The organism is Ensifer sp. CCNWLY38 (genome assembly GCF_037120565.1).
Taxonomy (GTDB): domain Bacteria; phylum Pseudomonadota; class Alphaproteobacteria; order Rhizobiales; family Rhizobiaceae; genus Ensifer; species Ensifer adhaerens_H.
Map to the genome: position 1 here is coordinate 59,443 of NZ_JBBBBO010000016.1, position 15,733 is coordinate 75,175.

Genomic DNA, 15,733 nt, shown 5'->3' on the forward strand with positions numbered 1-15,733 from the left:
CAATGGCAAACATTGCTTCTACAACTGCAAGCGCCGGCACTGAGGTGACGGCGCGGGCCCTGCGCGAGTCTGTCTTCGCGGGCCTCATCACGCTCGGACTGTTCGTGCTGTTCGTCGGCCTCAAGACCGACCAGAACATCCGCAACGAGCTGATCCTGACACAACGTTGGGGCCTGCTGGCGATCTTCGTGATCATCGCCATGGTTGGCCGCTTCCTCATGGTCGCCTATGTCCAACCTCGGCTTGCCCAGCGAAAGGCTGCCAAAGCGGCGGCGCCGGAAGTTGCCAAGGAGGAAAGCTTCTTCAGCCGCAATTTCTCGACGATTGCGATACTTGCCTTGATCCTTTATCCGCCGGTCATCGTCGCCCTAACCGGTGTTCAGGGCTCGCTGAAATGGGTGGACAATTTCGGCATCCAGATCCTGATCTATGTGATGCTCGCCTGGGGCCTGAACATCGTCGTCGGCCTCGCCGGCCTGCTGGACCTCGGTTACGTCGCTTTCTACGCAGTCGGTGCCTATTCCTACGCGCTGCTCTCCACCTATCTGGGCCTGTCCTTCTGGGTGTTGTTGCCGGTGGCCGGCCTCCTCGCCGCCTGCTGGGGCGTGGTCCTCGGCTTCCCGGTGCTTCGTCTGCGCGGAGACTATCTGGCGATCGTCACGCTCGCCTTCGGCGAAATCATCCGTCTTGTCCTGATCAACTGGACCGAGGTCACCAAAGGTACGTTCGGCGTGTCCGGCATTGCCAAGGCAACGCTGTTCGGCATCAAGTTCGATGCCTCCAAGGATGGCTTTGCCGCATTGATGGGGCTGCCGATCTCGTCGGTCTACTACAAGATCTTCCTATTCTACCTGATCCTCGGTCTTTGCTTGATCACGGCCTTCGTGACGATCCGCATGCGTCGGATGCCGATCGGGCGCGCCTGGGAAGCGCTGCGCGAAGATGAGATCGCTTGCAAGTCGCTTGGCATCAACACGGTTACCACCAAGCTGACGGCTTTCGCCATGGGCGCCATGTTCGGCGGCATCGCCGGGTCCTTCTTCGCGGTACGCCAGGGCTTCGTGTCGCCCGAATCCTTCGTGTTCCTCGAATCCGCAGTGATCCTCGCGATCGTCGTCCTCGGCGGCATGGGGTCGCTGACCGGCATTGCGATCGCAGCGATCGTCATGATCGGCGGTACCGAAATTCTGCGTGAGCTTGACTTCCTGAAGGCCGTCTTCGGACCGAATTTCACGCCGGAACTCTACCGCATGCTGATCTTTGGCCTGGCCATGGTCGTCGTCATGGTCTGGAAGCCGCGCGGCTTCGTTGGATCGCGTGAACCGACCGCGTTCCTGCGCGAACGCAAGGCCGTCTCCGGCAGCTTTACCAAGGAAGGGCATGGCTGATGGCCCTCGAGACCACGACGATGACAATGACACAAGACCCCATTCTCAAGGTTGAGCACCTGTCGATGCGCTTCGGCGGTCTGATGGCCATCAACGACTTCTCTTTCGAGGCCTATCGCGGCGACATCACCGCGCTGATCGGCCCGAACGGGGCAGGTAAGACGACGGTATTCAACTGCATCACCGGTTTCTACAAGCCGACGATGGGTATGATCACGATGAAGCAGAAGTCCGGAAAGGAGTATCTCCTCGAGCGGCTGCCGGACTTCGAGATCACCAAGCATGCAAAGGTGGCGCGTACGTTCCAGAACATCCGGATGTTCTCCGGCATGACCGTGCTCGAGAACCTGCTGGTCGCGCAGCACAACAAACTGATGCTGGCGTCGGGCTATACCGTGCTCGGGCTCCTTGGATTTCCTGCCTACCGGCAGGCCTCCAGGGAGGCAACTGAACTCGCCAAGCATTGGCTCGAAAAGGCATCGCTGATCGACCGGGCAGACGACCCGGCCGGGGACTTGCCCTACGGCGCGCAGCGGCGGTTGGAGATTGCTCGTGCCATGTGCACGGGACCGGAGTTGCTGTGCCTCGATGAGCCTGCGGCTGGCCTCAATCCGCGCGAATCGCATGCCCTCAATGAACTGTTGCAGGGCATCCGCAGCGACACCGGCACCTCCATCCTGCTGATCGAGCATGACATGTCCGTGGTCATGGAGATATCGGACCATGTCGTCGTGCTCGAATATGGGCAGAAGATCTCCGACGGCACCCCGAATTTCGTGAAGAACGATCCAAGGGTCATCGCGGCCTATCTAGGTGTCGAGGATGAAGAGGTTGAACAGGTGATCGAACAAATCGAGGAAATCGAAGGCGGGCAGGGAGGCACCAAGCAATGACTGCGCCGCTGCTGCAAGTGAAAGCCGTCGAAACCTACTACGGCAACATTCGGGCGCTGAGCGGCGTCGATGTCGAGGTCCATCGCGGAGAAATCGTTTCGCTGATCGGTGCCAACGGCGCGGGCAAGTCGACATTGATGATGACGATCTGCGGCAGCCCGCAGGCGCGCACCGGCACGGTGATGTTCGACGGCCATGACATCACGCGCCTGCCGACCCACGAAATCGCGCGTATGAGGATTGCCCAGTCGCCGGAAGGCCGCCGCATCTTCCCGCGCATGACGGTTTTCGAAAACCTGCAGATGGGGGCGAGCCTCGACAACCTGAAGCATTTCGACGAGGACGTGGAAAAGATCTTCAGGCTCTTTCCCCGGCTCAAGGAGCGTAAGGCGCAGCGCGGCGGCACGCTGTCAGGCGGCGAGCAGCAGATGCTCTCGATCGGCCGCGCGCTGATGGCACGGCCAAAACTGTTGCTTCTCGACGAGCCGTCGCTTGGTCTCGCGCCGCTGATCGTCAAGGGCATCTTCGAAGCGATCAAGAAACTCAACAAGGAGGAAGGCCTGACCGTCTTCCTCGTCGAGCAGAACGCTTTCGGCGCGCTCAAGCTTTCGGACCGCGGCTATGTGATGGTCAACGGACGGGTGACGATGAGCGGCAGCGGCAGGGATCTGCTCGCCAATCCGGAAGTGCGCGCGGCCTATCTCGAAGGCGGCCGTCATTGATCGGCCGCATCTGGAGCAAGTGACATGCAGGGAATTCTCTACGAAGAAGCGTCGATCTGGCAGTTTCTTTTCATAAGCTGCGTGCTTGGCGGCTGGACCGCCTGGCGCACGGGCAAGAGCGTGGCCGAAAGCTGGGAAGGCATGCCGCGCCTGTTGCTCTACGTGGCGTTGCTCGGGCTGGCGATCCGTTTCATCCATCACGCCCTCTTCGGCGGCACGATGTTCAGCCTGCAATACTATATCGTGGACACGATCGTGCTTTTGTTGTTTGCTACCGCAGCTTTCCGGTACTACCGGACCAAGCAAATGACCAAAATCTACTACTGGCTCTACGAGAAGGCTTCACCCTTCTCCTGGAAAACCAAATAAAGGGAACAGCGCGTGCCGGTCCGCCGCGGCCGGTGCGAAGGAAACACCGGCGCAACTATGGTGGGCATTGCGCAGGTTGATAACGAGACCCGCTCGAATATTTGGGAGTAACAAGAATGAAAAAATCTCTTCTGTCGGCCGTTGCGCTGACGGCAATGGTCGCCTTCAGCGGCACGGCCTGGGCTGATATTCTCGTTGGTGTCGCCGGCCCGCTGACTGGCCCGAACGCCGCCTTCGGTGCGCAGCTCCAGAAAGGTGCCGAACAGGCCGCTGCCGACATCAACGCCGCTGGCGGTATCAACGGGGAACAGATCAAGCTTGTGCTCGGCGACGACGTTTCGGACCCGAAGCAGGGCATCTCGGTCGCCAACAAGTTCGTCGCTGACGGTGTGAAGTTCGTCGTTGGTCACTTCAACTCCGGTGTGTCGATCCCGGCATCGGAAGTCTATGCCGAAAACGGCATCCTGGAGATCACGCCGTCTGCGACCAACCCGCAGTTCACCGAGCGCGGTATGTGGAACACGTTCCGCACCTGCGGCCGTGACGACCAGCAGGGCGCAGTTGCCGGCGCCTTCCTCGCCGCCAACCATAAAGACGCGAAGATCGCCGTCATTCATGACAAGACCCCCTATGGTCAGGGTCTTGCTGATGAAACCAAGAAGGCGATGAACGAAGCCGGCCTCACCGAAGCTCTCTATGAAGGTGTCAACATCGGCGACAAGGACTTCTCGGCTCTGATCGCCAAGATGAAGGAAGCCGGCGTTTCGGTCGTCTACTGGGGCGGTCTGCACACCGAGGCCGGCCTGATCATGCGCCAGATGAAGGACCAGGGCCTGAAGGCAACGATGATGTCGGGTGACGGTATCGTTTCGAACGAACTGGCCTCGATCGCCGGCGACGCCGTCGACGGCACGCTGATGACCTTCGCGCCGGATCCGCGCAAGAACCCCGCTTCCAAGGAACTCGTCGAGAAGTTCCGTGCTGCCGGCTTCGAGCCGGAAGCCTATACGCTCTATTCCTACGCCGCTCTCCAGGTCATCGCAGAAGCTGCGAAGGCTGGCGGCACGACCGATGCGCAGGCGGTTGCCGAAGCGATCAAGGCCAAGGGTCCGTTCAAGACCGCGATCGGCGAGCTCGGCTATGACGAAAAGGGCGACATCACCCGCCCGGACTACGTCATGTACACTTGGAAGAAGGGCGACGACGGCAAGTACACCTACTTCCAGAACGAGTAGTTCTGATTTCGGACCTCGCGTCCGATCTGTTAGGCCCGGCGAGCGATCGCCGGGCTTTTCTTTTTGGCGATGCCGAGAGAAACCCGCCTTCAAGTGGAGCCGCTGGAGGCGGAAAGATGCTCTACAATCAAAGTGCTACTGCATGTTTCCTTTAATCGTATCCGATTAAAGGACAAAAACATGCAGCAATTCAAAGTGCTGCAGCGACCTTTGCGCGTCTGATAAGACGCGCGGCGCTGTGGAGCGTCCTTTGTGCGTTCGTCTGAACGCTCGGCGCTCTAGAAACAAAGGCCAAGCATCCCTTCTGCGTTCATCTAGACTAGCGATGGGGCTTTGGCGCAGCGATTGGCTACTTCAGCAAGGTGTCTCGCAGTGACGAGACTTCGGCGCGCAACCGCTCGAGATCATCGGCGCCGAGTTTGGTTGCCTCAGTGAGGCCGCGCGGCACATCGACCGCCTTCCGGCGCAGTGCCTTGCCCATATCGGTCAATTGTACCCGGACCTGCCGCTCGTCTGTCTTATCCCGCACGCGGGCGATGTAGCCGGCGGCTTCGAGGCGCTTCAGCATCGGGGTGAGTGTGCTCGATTCCAGGAAGAGTCGTTCGCCGAGGCTGCCGACGGTCTGGTCGTCCTTTTCCCACAACAGCACCATCACGAGATATTGCGGGTAGGTGAGGTCGAGTTCCTCCAGCAGAGGCTTGTAGATGCGCGTTAAGGCGTGGTTTGCGGAATAGACCGCAAAGCAGAGGAAACTATCGAGAGTCAGCATCGCATCGTCATCTTTGAGTTCGGTGCCAGTCATCGTTCTCTCCTGTCATTTCCTCAAAATAAATCGTTCGCGATATAATCGCAAGGCATTGACAGGTGTGCGACCGCATTATAAAGCTTTGTGCACGATCTAATCGATGGCGATTTAAGTTCGAATATATCGCGCACGATCTAATCGTTAATTATTTATCGGCAACGCGGCATGACCGCAGGGAAGAAGGAGCGTCTCCATGAGCAAGGCAGTCAGCAGGACCGAAACCAGCAGCATCTCCCGCCGTGATGTCCTCTCGGCCGCTTTCGGCGCTGCGGCGACCGCTGCAGCCGTATCGGCCGTCAACAGCCCGGCCAAGGCCGCCGACGTGTCAGCGGCAAGTAACAACCAGTCGAGCGCCGGTTCGCAAGGTGGGGGGATTTCGGGCAGCCGCATCATCACCCGCGATGGCGTCGAGATCTATTACAAGGACTGGGGCCCGAAGGATGGTCCGGTCGTCGTGCTCAGCCACGGCTGGCCGCTGTCGTCGGACAGCTGGGAAGCGCAGGCCTTCCACCTCGCCAACAATGGCCTCCGCGTCATCACCCATGACCGCCGTGGCCATGGCCGCTCGTCGCAGCCCTGGGACGGCAACGACATGGATCACTATGCCGACGACCTTGCCGATCTGATCAACGCGCTGGATCTGAAGGCCATCTTCCTTGCCGGCTTTTCCACCGGCGGCGGCGAGATCACCCGCTATATCGGCCGGCACGGCACGAGCCGTGTCGCCAAGGCCGGGTTGATCTCGGCGGTGCCGCCGCTGATGGTCAAGACCGACAAGAACCCCGGCGGCCTGCCGAAGGAGGTGTTCGATGGCCTGCAGGCGGCAAGCCTCAAGGATCGCTCGAAGCTCTACCGCGATATCGCCTCGGGCCCGTTCTTCGGCTTCAACCGACCGGGTGCGGTTGCCTCTCAAGGCATGATCGACAGTTTCTGGCTGCAGGGCATGATGGGCGGTCACAAGAACACCTATGACTCGATCGTCGCCTTCTCGCAGACCGATTTTACCGAGGATCTGAAGAAGTTCGACGTGCCGACGCTGATCATCCATGGCGACGACGACCAGATCGTGCCGATCGATGCGGCCGCACGGGCCTCGAAGACGCTTGTCCCGCATGCCGAGCTCAAGGTTTATGCCGGTGCGCCGCATGGTATCACCGACACGCACAAGGATCAGCTCAACGCCGACCTGCTCGCCTTCGCCAAGGCTTGATGCGTTTGAAGTCACGGGAAGAGGCGCCTGCAACGGCGCCTCTTCTTCGCTTTTCGTGATAGGTGTTTCGCGTGTCGAGATGGCTGTCGCGTCGCGCCGTTTCGTGCACTATCTCTCGACGATTCTGTTCCGGAGGCAGGCATGAGCTCGAAACCCCGCATTCTCGTCACCCGTCGCTGGCCGGGGGCGGTGGAACAGGTGCTTGCCGAGCGGTTCGACGTCACCTTGAACGAAGGGGACGTGCCGATGACGGCCGAAGGGCTGGCCGATGCGCTCCGGACCTATGACGCCGTTCTCCCAACCGTTTCCGATCGGCTTCCGGCCGAACTCTTCGCCGGCGGCGGCCTCCGGGCGAAGATCCTTGGAAACTATGGCGTCGGCTACAACCACATCGACGTCGCTGCCGCCAAGGCCGCCAAGATCGTCGTGACCAACACACCGGGTGTGCTGACCGATTGCACCGCCGACATTGCCATGACGCTGCTGCTTACTGTCGCGCGCCGGGCGGGTGAGGGCGAACGCCAGGTACGCGCCGGCGAATGGACCGGATGGCGCCCGACCCACATGATCGGCGGCAAGGTCACCGGTAAGACGCTCGGGATCATCGGCTTTGGCCGCATCGGCAAGGCGATGGCCAAACGCTGCCACTTCGGCTTCGACATGGATGTCGTCTTCTACAACCGTTCGCGCATCGACCCGGCGGAAGCGAGCCGCTACGGCGCCCGTCAATTGGACACCGTCGAGGATGTACTGAAAGCTTCGGACTTCGTCTCGCTGCACTGCCCCGGTGGTGGCGAAAATCGGCATCTGATCAATGCGGAACGCTTGGCGCTGATGAAACCGGGCGCCTACCTCGTCAATACGGCGCGCGGCGATGTCATCGATGAAGCGGCCTTGGTTGCCGCTCTCGAAAAGGGCGTCATTCGCGGTGCCGGCCTCGATGTCTTCGAGGCGGAGCCGAATGTGCCGGAGCGTCTGCGCAGGCTCGAAAATGTCGTGCTGCTCCCGCATCTCGGCAGTGCCACGGAGGAAACGCGGGTTGCCATGGGTATGAAGGTGGTCGACAACGTCACCGCTTTCTTCGAGGGCCGCGAGCCGCCCGATCGCGTGGCGTAAGCGGCTGCCTGTTTTCTGCACAGAGCCTGCATGGAAATGCGGCAGGCTGGTGATTTTCTTTGCAAAACAATAACTTGACTTGTCGTGCCGCCATGCGGACGATAGCGCGAAGGCAAGGCGACCGACCCAATGGGTGCAGCGCCAGGAATTGAAGGACACCGCTCGGCGGTCGAAACATGAACAAGGCAGCAAGCATCGCTCCGCAACGGGCCTGGGGGAAGGGGCGGCTGGTCGCCAAGACGGCGCTCGGCCAAAGCCGCATTGCCGAGCTCTATCAGGAAGGCTGCGCCAAGATCCGGCTGCCGAAGACCTTCGACGCCTCCATGGAAGCGGTGCTGATCAATTCCTCCGGCGGCCTCACCGGCGGCGACCGCATGGTCTGGGAGGTTGCGGCAAGGGCCGGAACCGATGTGACGGTGACGACGCAGGCCTGCGAGAAGATCTATAAGGCGAGCGCCGATACGGTCGAGGTGGCCACGCGTATCGAGGTTGCCGCCGGCGCGCGCGTCGACTGGCTGCCACAGGAGACGATCCTCTTCGACCGCGCCTCCCTGTCGCGTTCGCTGGAGGTGGAGCTTGCCGCGGACGCGACTTTCCTGGCGGTGGAGGCCGTTCTGCTCGGCCGCAAGGCGAGGGGCGAGGTGGTGCAAACCGGGCTCTTCCGCGATCGCTGGCGCATCCGCGCCGAGGGCAAGCTGCTGCATGCGGACAATCTGGCGCTTGCCGGAGAGATCGCCAGTCTCGGCCAGCGCCGGGCGGTGCTCGATGGCGCAGCCGCCTTTGCCACGCTCCTCTATGTCGGCCCCGATTGCGAGCCCTTGTTGCCGCGTCTTCGATCGCTCAATGACGGCGAGGCTGGCGTCGGCATCAGCCATTTTCAGGTCGATGGCCGCGACAAGCTGGTCGCCCGTTTCGTGGCGCCGGATGGGTTCGCGCTCAGAAAAATCCTCATCCCCGTTATTTCGCACTTGCGCAAGCAGAAGACTGTGCCGAAAGTCTGGGTTCTCTAGGTCATTTCACATTTTTATTGAAACAGTGAAATGATCTAACACGTTGAAACTTTGTAATTCCTGGCGGAAAACCGCTTCGCAGATTTCCTGGGAATTGCTTCACGAACAACCGGTGGCGACGCATGAATCTTACCCCGCGCGAAAAGGACAAATTGCTGATTTCCATGGCGGCGATGGTCGCGCGCCGACGCCTGGAGCGCGGCGTGAAACTCAACCATCCCGAGGCGATCGCGCTGATCACCGATTTCGTCGTCGAAGGTGCCCGCGACGGGCGCTCGGTTGCCGAGCTGATGGAAGCGGGTGCCCAGGTGCTGACGCGCGATCAGGTGATGGAGGGCATCCCCGAGATGATTCACGACATCCAGGTCGAAGCGACGTTCCCCGACGGCACCAAGCTCGTCACGGTTCACGAACCGATCCGCTAAACAAAGGAAACGCGGTCCTTTCCGCCGTATCCCTCCAACCCCTGATCTCAGGAGGCAAGCATGCTGGCTTTGCGCCCCAACTGCGAGTGCTGCGACAAGGATCTGCCGCCGGATAGCCGCGAGGCGATGATCTGTACGTTCGAATGTACCTTCTGCGTCGATTGTGTCGATGGAAAGCTCGGTGGCACCTGTCCGAATTGCGGCGGCGAATTCACTCGCCGCCCGGTGCGCCCGGCAGCCCTGCTTGAAAAATATCCGGCCTCCACCGAGCGGGTGCTGAAGCCGCAGGGCTGCGCCGGTTCGAAGGCGGCTTGAGGAGAGAACCATGATCCCAGGAGAAATTATTGCGGCTGCCGGAGAGATCGAGCTCAATGCCGGCCTCGACACGACAACGATCGAGGTTGCCAATACCGGTGACCGCCCGATCCAGGTCGGCAGCCACTACCATTTCGCCGAAACCAATGCCGGGCTGCAGTTTGACCGGAAGGCAGCCTACGGTCGGCGTCTGGATATTCCCGCGGGCACCGCCGTGCGGTTCGAGCCGGGGCAGACGCGCCAGGTGACGCTGATCCCTCTTTCCGGCAAGCGCGAGGTCTATGGTTTCCGCCAGCAAGTGATGGGCAAGCTATGAACCGCCTTGCTGTACTTGCCATCGCTCTCGTCTTGCCGTTTGCGCCGGCTCTGGCGCAGGAAGACAAGGTCGACTGCCAGAATGCGGTGACGCAGGTGGACATGAACATCTGCGCCAACAAGGACTACGAGGCGGCCGACACGGAACTGAACAAGGTCTACAAGCTGGCACTGGCAGCGACAAAGGCGCAGGACAAGGAGCTTGCCGAGATCGATGCGAACTACGTTGGCGCGGAAGAGGCACTGAAGAAGGCGCAGCGCGCCTGGATCGGTTACCGTGACGGCCAATGCGAGCTTTCGGGCTTCGAAGCCCGTGGGGGCTCGATGGAGCCGATGCTCGTCTCCAGTTGCCTCGCTGCGTTGACCAGGGCCCGGACGAAGGAACTCCAGGCCATTGTCGAGCCTGACGGAAACTAGACCTTGAGCGGCGGCCGCATCATCATGATCGTGGGCAACGGCGAAGTGCCTGACGGAGCTGGCACGGTGATCGATGCCGCCGATATCGTCGTGCGTTTCAACGATTGCCGCTCCGTCGGCCCCGGTGGCCACAAGACCGACATCGTCGCCGTCTGCAACACCGGGCGCCCCGGTCTCTCCATGCTCGGCGGCGGCCGCTGGAAGACGAGTTCGGCGGTGCGCCAGGCGCGCGAAATCTGGTGCGTCCGCTCCGGCGCGAAGTTCGCCGCGATGCGGGCCGGACTCGCCGAAACATATCCGGATCTCGACGATTTCTGTGACGACTACACCGTCGGTTTCGAGAGCTTCAGCCGCTCGACCAACCGCGGTTTTCGCGTGGTTCCGGCCGCGGTGCATGACCAGCTGGATCACGATCTCGCCGGTTTCTCACCCGATCCCTACGTCGTTCCGTCCAGCGGCCTGATCGTCATTGCCGATATCCTGTCCAATATCGCGATGGCCGATGACGATGTCGTTCTTGCCGGCTTCGGCCATGTCGGGTGGCAATGGCATCCCTTCGCTGCCGAGCGCCGCTATGTCGACGTGCTGGCAGCGAGCGGCCGCCTTCGCCGCCTCCACCCCATTTCTTCTTCGTCTCAAGGAGCCTGAACCATGCCCTACAAGATGTCGCGCGCGGCCTATGCCAACATGTTCGGCCCGACGGTTGGCGACAAGGTGCGGCTCGCCGATACGGAACTCTTCATCGAGGTGGAGAAGGACTTCACCACCTATGGCGAGGAGGTGAAGTTCGGCGGCGGCAAAGTCATTCGCGACGGCATGGGGCAGAGCCAGGCGACACGCGCCGAAGGTGCGGTCGACACGGTCATCACCAATGCGCTGATCGTCGACCACTGGGGCATCGTGAAAGCGGACATCGGCCTCAAGGACGGGCGGATTGCGGGGATCGGCAAGGCCGGCAATCCGGATACGCAGCCGGGTGTCACCATCGTCGTCGGTCCCGGGACCGAAGTGATCGCGGGTGAGGGCAAGATCGTCACCGCCGGCGGCATGGACAGCCACATCCACTACATCTGCCCGCAGCAGATCGAAGAAGCGCTGGTGAGCGGGCTGACCTGCATGCTCGGCGGCGGCGCCGGCCCGGGGCACGGCACGCTTGCCACCACCTGCACCTCGGGCCCGTGGCATCTCGCCCGCATGATCGAGGCGGCCGATGGTTTCCCGATGAACATCGCATTCGCCGGCAAGGGCAACGCCTCGCGGCCCGGCGCTCTTGTCGAGATGGTGCTCGCCGGTGCCACCGCGCTGAAGCTGCACGAGGATTGGGGGTCGACACCGGCGGCGATCGATTGCTGCCTCGGCGTTGCCGACGAATACGACGTGCAGGTGATGATCCATACGGATACGCTCAACGAGAGCGGTTTCGTCGAGGACACGATCGCGGCGATCAAGGGCCGCACGATCCATGCCTTCCACACGGAAGGGGCGGGCGGCGGTCACGCGCCCGACATTATCCAGATCTGCGGCCAGCCGAACGTCATTCCGTCCTCGACCAATCCGACGCGGCCCTACACCAAGAATACGCTCGCCGAGCATCTGGACATGCTGATGGTCTGCCACCACCTGTCGCCGTCGATCCCCGAGGATATCGCCTTTGCCGAAAGCCGGATCCGCAAGGAAACGATCGCCGCCGAAGACATCTTGCACGACATTGGTGCCTTCTCGATCATCTCCTCCGACAGCCAGGCCATGGGCCGCGTCGGCGAAGTGGCGATCCGCACCTGGCAGACCGCCGACAAGATGAAGCGCCAGCGTGGGCCTCTGCCGCAGGAAACCGGCGACAACGACAATTTCCGGGTGAAACGCTATATCGCCAAGTACACGATCAATCCGGCGATTGCCCACGGGCTCAGCCACGAGATCGGTTCGCTGGAGGTTGGCAAGCGCGCCGATCTCGTCATCTGGAACTCGGCCTTTTTCGGCGTGAAGCCGGACTTCGTGCTGCTCGGCGGTTCGATCGCCATGGCGCCGATGGGTGATCCGAACGCGTCCATCCCGACACCGCAGCCGGTGCACTACCGACCGATGTTTGCCGCCTATGGCAAGAACCGCACGAACTCGTCCGTCACCTTCGTGTCGCAGGCCTCGCTCGACGCGGGACTCGCCGCCAAGCTTGGCGTCGCCAAGCAGCTCGTGGCGGTCCGGAACACCCGCGGCGGCATCGGCAAGGCGTCGATGATCCACAACAGCCTGACGCCCAACATCGAGATCGATCCGGAGACCTACGAGGTGCGTGCCGACGGCGAGCTCCTGACATGCGAGCCGGCGACGATCGTGCCGATGGCGCAGCGCTATTTCCTGTTCTGAGGAAGCAGAGGCAAAGGATGAAACGCGGCCTGAAATGGGCTTTCTTCGGCCTGCTCGCTGCGGTACTTGCGGTTGTTCTCGGAACACTGCTGCCGCGGCCGCTCTTGCCGGTTTCAGCCTCTGCGGCGGGGGCAGGGGCGACGCGCATCCTGGTGCTTTCGGGCCCCATCCACACGGATATCGCCGTGCCCTTGACGGAGGAAACGAGGGCGCGGTTCGGCTTCATCGAAGCGGCCGGCGTGCCGCTGGCGCATCCGCAGGCACAATGGCTGATCTTCGGCTGGGGCGGGCGTTCCTTCTATCTGGAAACGCCGACCTGGTCGGAGCTGAAGGCCATGCCGGTCTTCAAGGCGCTGACGCTCGACCGCTCGGTCATGCATGTGGATATCGCCGGCCGGATCGTCGAGCCGCAACCCTCCGTTGCCAGCTTCGAACTGGACGCGGCGGGATATGAACGACTGCTTGGCTTCATTGCCGAGAGTTTCATACGCGACGCCGGGGCTGTCGTTCCGGTCGACGGCTTCTCCTACAATGGCAATGACCGCTTCTTCGAAGCCGAGGGCCGTTTCAACGCGCTCGTCGGCTGCAACACATGGACAGCGCGGGCGTTGCGTGAGGCGGGGTTGAGAACCGGCCTGTGGAACCCGGTTCCGCCGAGCCTCGGACTATCCTTGCGCATCCACAATTGAGTGTCGCGCCGTGAACAGCAGCCATGCGGTCATCGCATGGCTGCCATGCCTGCATGTGAATCGAGGCCTTTCGTGCTGCACCGCAGCGCAATATCCGATAGGAAAGTGGCTGATCGTTCCCGGTTGTCAGAAATCCTCCCAAGACCTGCCGACCGAGAGCCGAACGAGAGCGGGATGAGAAAACGTGCTTGCGGTTTTCCGCCAGCATCCCGCTCCAACTTAGTGGATCTGATCACGTTCATGGTTTTGGGTCGAGCCGGTCCAAATTTATCGTGATCCAAAGGAGATGACGATGCTTGGCAGAAAAGTACCCGCTGTAACGTTCCGCACCCGCGTTCGCGACGAGGCCGTTGGCGGCCCGAATCCGTTCCGCTGGGAGGACGTGTCCTCCGACGATTACTTCGCCGGCAAGCGCGTCGTGCTGTTCTCGCTGCCGGGCGCGTTCACGCCGACCTGCTCGACCTACCAGTTGCCTGATTTCGAAAAGCTGACGGCCGACTTCCGCGCCGAAGGCATTGACGAAATCTACTGCATCTCGGTCAACGACGCCTTCGTCATGAATGCCTGGGGCAAGTCCCAGGGCCTCGAAAACGTCAAGCTGATCCCGGACGGTTCGGGTGAATTCACCCGCAAGATGGGCATGCTCGTTGCCAAGGACAATCTCGGCTTCGGCATGCGCTCCTGGCGCTACGCCGCCGTTGTCAACAACGGCATGGTGGAGCAGTGGTTCGAGGAAGAAGGCTATTCCGACAATTGCGATAGCGACCCCTACGGCGTTTCCTCGCCGCAGAACATTCTCGAGGCGCTGAAGTCTCAGAAGCTGGCTGCCTGATGCGCGCCCAACGCTCGACTTTGTAACTCAAGAGCCCGAAGATCGGATCCGGTCTTCGGGCTTTTTGTTGTTTGGCCGGTGCATGCCGGATGGTTGACAACGGGTCTCATGGCTGGCGCCGAGACTATTTCTTGTTAGACTAGCGGATACAAAAGATATCGAGGGTTCAATGGTTTACATTATCGCCTATCTGAGCGCGCATCCGGGCAAGGGAAGCGAAGTGGTGTCGCTGGCTGCACCGCTGATCGAAGCCACGCGGCGCGAGGCCGGCTGCATCGCCTATGAACTTTTCTGCAAGCCGGCCGATCCCGACACGCTGGTGTTTGTCGAGACCTGGAAGGACAAGGCGGCCGTCGAAGCGCATTTCGCGGAACCGCATCTGAAGGCCTTCCAGGCGGCGATGGCCGACCTGCTCATCGAGTCCCGCATAGAGCTTGTGTCGCCGGAAAAGGTCGAGGTGCTCTGAAGATGCCGTACCGCTCCACCCAGGTGCTTTCGCCGGGCCCAGCCGGCACGACTCCGCTTCACAGCGTGACGCTTGCGCACGACGCCCGTCATCTTCGCCGCAAGTTGCTGCATCTCGAAGACGACGTCGTGATGCTCGACCTCAAGGAAGCGGTGATGTTGGCCGATGGCGACCTGCTGGTTCTTGAAGGCGGTGGCTATATCCGCATCGTTGCTGCACCCGAGGCGCTTTACGAGATCCGGCCGCGCGATCCCCTGCATCTGATCGAACTCGCCTGGCATCTCGGCAATCGCCATCTGCCTGCGCAGATCGAGCCGAACCGCATCCTGATTACCCGCGATCCGGTCATCCGCCAGATGCTCGAAGGCCTGGGCGCGGAGGTGACCGAGGTTTCGGAACGCTTCCATCCGCTGCGCGGTGCCTACCATGCCGCCGGCCTCAACCATGGCCATAGCCATCACCATCATGGCTGAGCGGGTCGATACGCAGGCTCTGCTTCGCCTGGTGACCTGGATGTCCCCGGCCTTCCCGGTCGGTGCCTTCTCCTATTCCAGCGGGCTTGAACAGGCGGTTCATGATCGCTTGGTGACCGACGCGATGGAGCTTCGCTCCTGGTTGGAGACAGTCCTCTGCCACGGCTCCGGCTGGAACGATGCGCTGCTTTTTGCCGAGAGCTATCGTGCTGTCAATGACAGCGTCCGGCTGGCTGCGGTCGCAGACCTTGCCGAAGCTCTGGCGGGAAGCCGCGAGCGGCATACGGAAACCATGCTGCAGGGCCAGGCGTTTCTGGCGGCTGCGCGGTCGTGGCCGCACCCGGTTCTTGATGCTCTCCCGGAGACTGTCGCCTATTCGGTGGCGGTCGGTGCCGTGGCGGGCGCCCACGAAACGGGCCTCGAGCCGGCGCTTGCCGCCTATCTCAACGCCACGGTCTCGAACGCCGTTTCAGTGGCGATCCGCTGCGGCGTCACCGGCCAGCGGGATGGCGTCGGCGTGATCGCGGCGCTCGAACCGATCATCGCGGCGGCGGCAGGCAAAGCGGCCAGCGCCTCGCTCGACGATCTGGGCTCGGCCACGATCATGGCGGATATTTCGGCTTTGAAACACGAAACCCTGCATTCTCGGCTCTTCCGATCCTAGGAAGAGGCCCCTTTGAAAGGACATC

Annotated in this window: 20 protein-coding genes; 19 read left to right on the plus strand and 1 reads right to left on the minus strand. The window is 61.7% G+C overall.

The genetic code is table 11. From position 1 onward, the window contains the following. The first annotated feature begins 2 nt into the window (after positions 1-2). The 5 genes from livM (at position 3) to V7S54_RS28415 (ending at position 4,607) form a co-directional block, all read left to right on the plus strand. Positions 3-1,388: a high-affinity branched-chain amino acid ABC transporter permease LivM gene (gene livM / locus V7S54_RS28395; protein ID WP_057249022.1), complete on the plus strand. Its 1,386-nt coding sequence runs from the start codon at positions 3-5 to the stop codon at positions 1,386-1,388. Continuing rightward, positions 1,388-2,281, plus strand: a complete 894-nt coding sequence (locus V7S54_RS28400; RefSeq protein ID WP_065374398.1) for an ABC transporter ATP-binding protein — start codon at positions 1,388-1,390, stop codon at positions 2,279-2,281. Before livM ends, V7S54_RS28400 begins: the two co-directional genes overlap by 1 nt. Beyond that, positions 2,278-3,003 (plus strand): ABC transporter ATP-binding protein, encoded by a 726-nt coding sequence (locus V7S54_RS28405; protein WP_057249024.1) that lies wholly within the window; start codon positions 2,278-2,280, stop codon positions 3,001-3,003. The genes V7S54_RS28400 and V7S54_RS28405 overlap by 4 nt, the downstream gene beginning before the upstream one ends. Before the next feature lie 24 nt (positions 3,004-3,027). Further along, entirely contained in the window at positions 3,028-3,372 is a 345-nt protein-coding gene (locus V7S54_RS28410) for a DUF6867 family protein (RefSeq protein ID WP_065374397.1), read from the plus strand. A gap of 116 nt (positions 3,373-3,488) precedes the next feature. After that, the gene (locus V7S54_RS28415) at positions 3,489-4,607 is read left to right on the plus strand and encodes a branched-chain amino acid ABC transporter substrate-binding protein (RefSeq protein ID WP_057249026.1); all 1,119 of its coding nucleotides are present in this window, start codon (positions 3,489-3,491) and stop codon (positions 4,605-4,607) included. 349 nt (positions 4,608-4,956) lie between these two features. On the opposite strand, the gene V7S54_RS28420 is transcribed toward V7S54_RS28415, so the two are convergent. Next, complete coding sequence (locus V7S54_RS28420) at positions 4,957-5,409, minus strand: MarR family winged helix-turn-helix transcriptional regulator (RefSeq protein ID WP_057249027.1); 453 nt, start codon at positions 5,407-5,409, stop codon at positions 4,957-4,959. Positions 5,410-5,605: 196 nt separating this feature from the next. On the opposite strand from V7S54_RS28420, the gene V7S54_RS28425 reads away from it, so the two are divergent. The 14 genes from V7S54_RS28425 to V7S54_RS28490 all read left to right on the plus strand — a co-directional run bounded on the left by V7S54_RS28425 (position 5,606) and on the right by V7S54_RS28490 (position 15,708). Continuing rightward, positions 5,606-6,622, plus strand: a complete 1,017-nt coding sequence (locus V7S54_RS28425; RefSeq protein WP_065374396.1) for an alpha/beta fold hydrolase — start codon at positions 5,606-5,608, stop codon at positions 6,620-6,622. 141 nt (positions 6,623-6,763) lie between these two features. Next, on the plus strand, positions 6,764-7,738 hold the full coding sequence (locus tag V7S54_RS28430; RefSeq protein WP_065374395.1) for a 2-hydroxyacid dehydrogenase: 975 nt from the start codon (positions 6,764-6,766) through the stop codon (positions 7,736-7,738). Between the two features lie 176 nt (positions 7,739-7,914). Beyond that, positions 7,915-8,748 carry an urease accessory protein UreD gene (locus V7S54_RS28435; protein WP_065374394.1) on the plus strand — a complete coding sequence of 278 codons (834 nt, stop codon included), beginning with the start codon at positions 7,915-7,917 and terminating at the stop codon, positions 8,746-8,748. A 122-nt stretch (positions 8,749-8,870) separates the two neighbouring features. Beyond that, positions 8,871-9,173, plus strand: a complete 303-nt coding sequence (locus V7S54_RS28440; RefSeq protein WP_057249031.1) for an urease subunit gamma — start codon at positions 8,871-8,873, stop codon at positions 9,171-9,173. A 60-nt stretch (positions 9,174-9,233) separates the two neighbouring features. Beyond that, on the plus strand, positions 9,234-9,488 hold the full coding sequence (locus V7S54_RS28445) for a DUF1272 domain-containing protein (RefSeq protein ID WP_065374393.1): 255 nt from the start codon (positions 9,234-9,236) through the stop codon (positions 9,486-9,488). A gap of 10 nt (positions 9,489-9,498) precedes the next feature. Further along, positions 9,499-9,804, plus strand: coding sequence for an urease subunit beta (locus tag V7S54_RS28450; RefSeq protein ID WP_065374392.1), 306 nt, complete (start codon positions 9,499-9,501; stop codon positions 9,802-9,804). Beyond that, complete coding sequence (locus V7S54_RS28455) at positions 9,801-10,220, plus strand: lysozyme inhibitor LprI family protein (protein ID WP_065374391.1); 420 nt, start codon at positions 9,801-9,803, stop codon at positions 10,218-10,220. Before V7S54_RS28450 ends, V7S54_RS28455 begins: the two co-directional genes overlap by 4 nt. A 3-nt stretch (positions 10,221-10,223) precedes the next feature. Further along, on the plus strand, positions 10,224-10,868 hold the full coding sequence (locus V7S54_RS28460) for a Urease operon accessory protein (RefSeq protein ID WP_141679394.1): 645 nt from the start codon (positions 10,224-10,226) through the stop codon (positions 10,866-10,868). A 3-nt stretch (positions 10,869-10,871) separates the two neighbouring features. Next, positions 10,872-12,584 carry an urease subunit alpha gene (gene ureC / locus V7S54_RS28465; protein ID WP_065374390.1) on the plus strand — a complete coding sequence of 571 codons (1,713 nt, stop codon included), beginning with the start codon at positions 10,872-10,874 and terminating at the stop codon, positions 12,582-12,584. A 17-nt stretch (positions 12,585-12,601) separates the two neighbouring features. Further along, complete coding sequence (locus V7S54_RS28470; RefSeq protein ID WP_065374389.1) at positions 12,602-13,273, plus strand: TIGR02117 family protein; 672 nt, start codon at positions 12,602-12,604, stop codon at positions 13,271-13,273. A gap of 292 nt (positions 13,274-13,565) precedes the next feature. Continuing rightward, on the plus strand, positions 13,566-14,105 hold the full coding sequence (locus tag V7S54_RS28475; protein ID WP_065374388.1) for a peroxiredoxin: 540 nt from the start codon (positions 13,566-13,568) through the stop codon (positions 14,103-14,105). A gap of 169 nt (positions 14,106-14,274) precedes the next feature. Continuing rightward, positions 14,275-14,571 carry a putative quinol monooxygenase gene (locus tag V7S54_RS28480; RefSeq protein WP_065374387.1) on the plus strand — a complete coding sequence of 99 codons (297 nt, stop codon included), beginning with the start codon at positions 14,275-14,277 and terminating at the stop codon, positions 14,569-14,571. A 2-nt stretch (positions 14,572-14,573) separates the two neighbouring features. Further along, positions 14,574-15,044, plus strand: coding sequence for an urease accessory protein UreE (ureE, locus tag V7S54_RS28485; protein WP_065374386.1), 471 nt, complete (start codon positions 14,574-14,576; stop codon positions 15,042-15,044). After that, complete coding sequence (locus V7S54_RS28490) at positions 15,037-15,708, plus strand: urease accessory protein UreF (RefSeq protein ID WP_065374469.1); 672 nt, start codon at positions 15,037-15,039, stop codon at positions 15,706-15,708. The genes ureE and V7S54_RS28490 overlap by 8 nt, the downstream gene beginning before the upstream one ends. Positions 15,709-15,733: the final 25 nt, after the last annotated feature.

Bases quoted from the DNA above. Each gene is read 5' to 3' on its own strand.
- livM (WP_057249022.1), top strand. From the start codon at position 3: ATGGCAAACATTGCTTCTACAACTGCAAGCGCCGGCACTGAGGTGACG.
- V7S54_RS28400 (WP_065374398.1), top strand. From the start codon at position 1,388: ATGGCCCTCGAGACCACGACGATGACAATGACACAAGACCCCATTCTC.
- V7S54_RS28405 (WP_057249024.1), top strand. From the start codon at position 2,278: ATGACTGCGCCGCTGCTGCAAGTGAAAGCCGTCGAAACCTACTACGGC.
- V7S54_RS28410 (WP_065374397.1), top strand. From the start codon at position 3,028: ATGCAGGGAATTCTCTACGAAGAAGCGTCGATCTGGCAGTTTCTTTTC.
- V7S54_RS28415 (WP_057249026.1), top strand. From the start codon at position 3,489: ATGAAAAAATCTCTTCTGTCGGCCGTTGCGCTGACGGCAATGGTCGCC.
- V7S54_RS28420 (WP_057249027.1), bottom strand. From the start codon at position 5,409: ATGACTGGCACCGAACTCAAAGATGACGATGCGATGCTGACTCTCGAT.
- V7S54_RS28425 (WP_065374396.1), top strand. From the start codon at position 5,606: ATGAGCAAGGCAGTCAGCAGGACCGAAACCAGCAGCATCTCCCGCCGT.
- V7S54_RS28430 (WP_065374395.1), top strand. From the start codon at position 6,764: ATGAGCTCGAAACCCCGCATTCTCGTCACCCGTCGCTGGCCGGGGGCG.
- V7S54_RS28435 (WP_065374394.1), top strand. From the start codon at position 7,915: ATGAACAAGGCAGCAAGCATCGCTCCGCAACGGGCCTGGGGGAAGGGG.
- V7S54_RS28440 (WP_057249031.1), top strand. From the start codon at position 8,871: ATGAATCTTACCCCGCGCGAAAAGGACAAATTGCTGATTTCCATGGCG.
- V7S54_RS28445 (WP_065374393.1), top strand. From the start codon at position 9,234: ATGCTGGCTTTGCGCCCCAACTGCGAGTGCTGCGACAAGGATCTGCCG.
- V7S54_RS28450 (WP_065374392.1), top strand. From the start codon at position 9,499: ATGATCCCAGGAGAAATTATTGCGGCTGCCGGAGAGATCGAGCTCAAT.
- V7S54_RS28455 (WP_065374391.1), top strand. From the start codon at position 9,801: ATGAACCGCCTTGCTGTACTTGCCATCGCTCTCGTCTTGCCGTTTGCG.
- ureC (WP_065374390.1), top strand. From the start codon at position 10,872: ATGCCCTACAAGATGTCGCGCGCGGCCTATGCCAACATGTTCGGCCCG.
- V7S54_RS28470 (WP_065374389.1), top strand. From the start codon at position 12,602: ATGAAACGCGGCCTGAAATGGGCTTTCTTCGGCCTGCTCGCTGCGGTA.
- V7S54_RS28475 (WP_065374388.1), top strand. From the start codon at position 13,566: ATGCTTGGCAGAAAAGTACCCGCTGTAACGTTCCGCACCCGCGTTCGC.
- V7S54_RS28480 (WP_065374387.1), top strand. From the start codon at position 14,275: ATGGTTTACATTATCGCCTATCTGAGCGCGCATCCGGGCAAGGGAAGC.
- ureE (WP_065374386.1), top strand. From the start codon at position 14,574: ATGCCGTACCGCTCCACCCAGGTGCTTTCGCCGGGCCCAGCCGGCACG.
- V7S54_RS28490 (WP_065374469.1), top strand. From the start codon at position 15,037: ATGGCTGAGCGGGTCGATACGCAGGCTCTGCTTCGCCTGGTGACCTGG.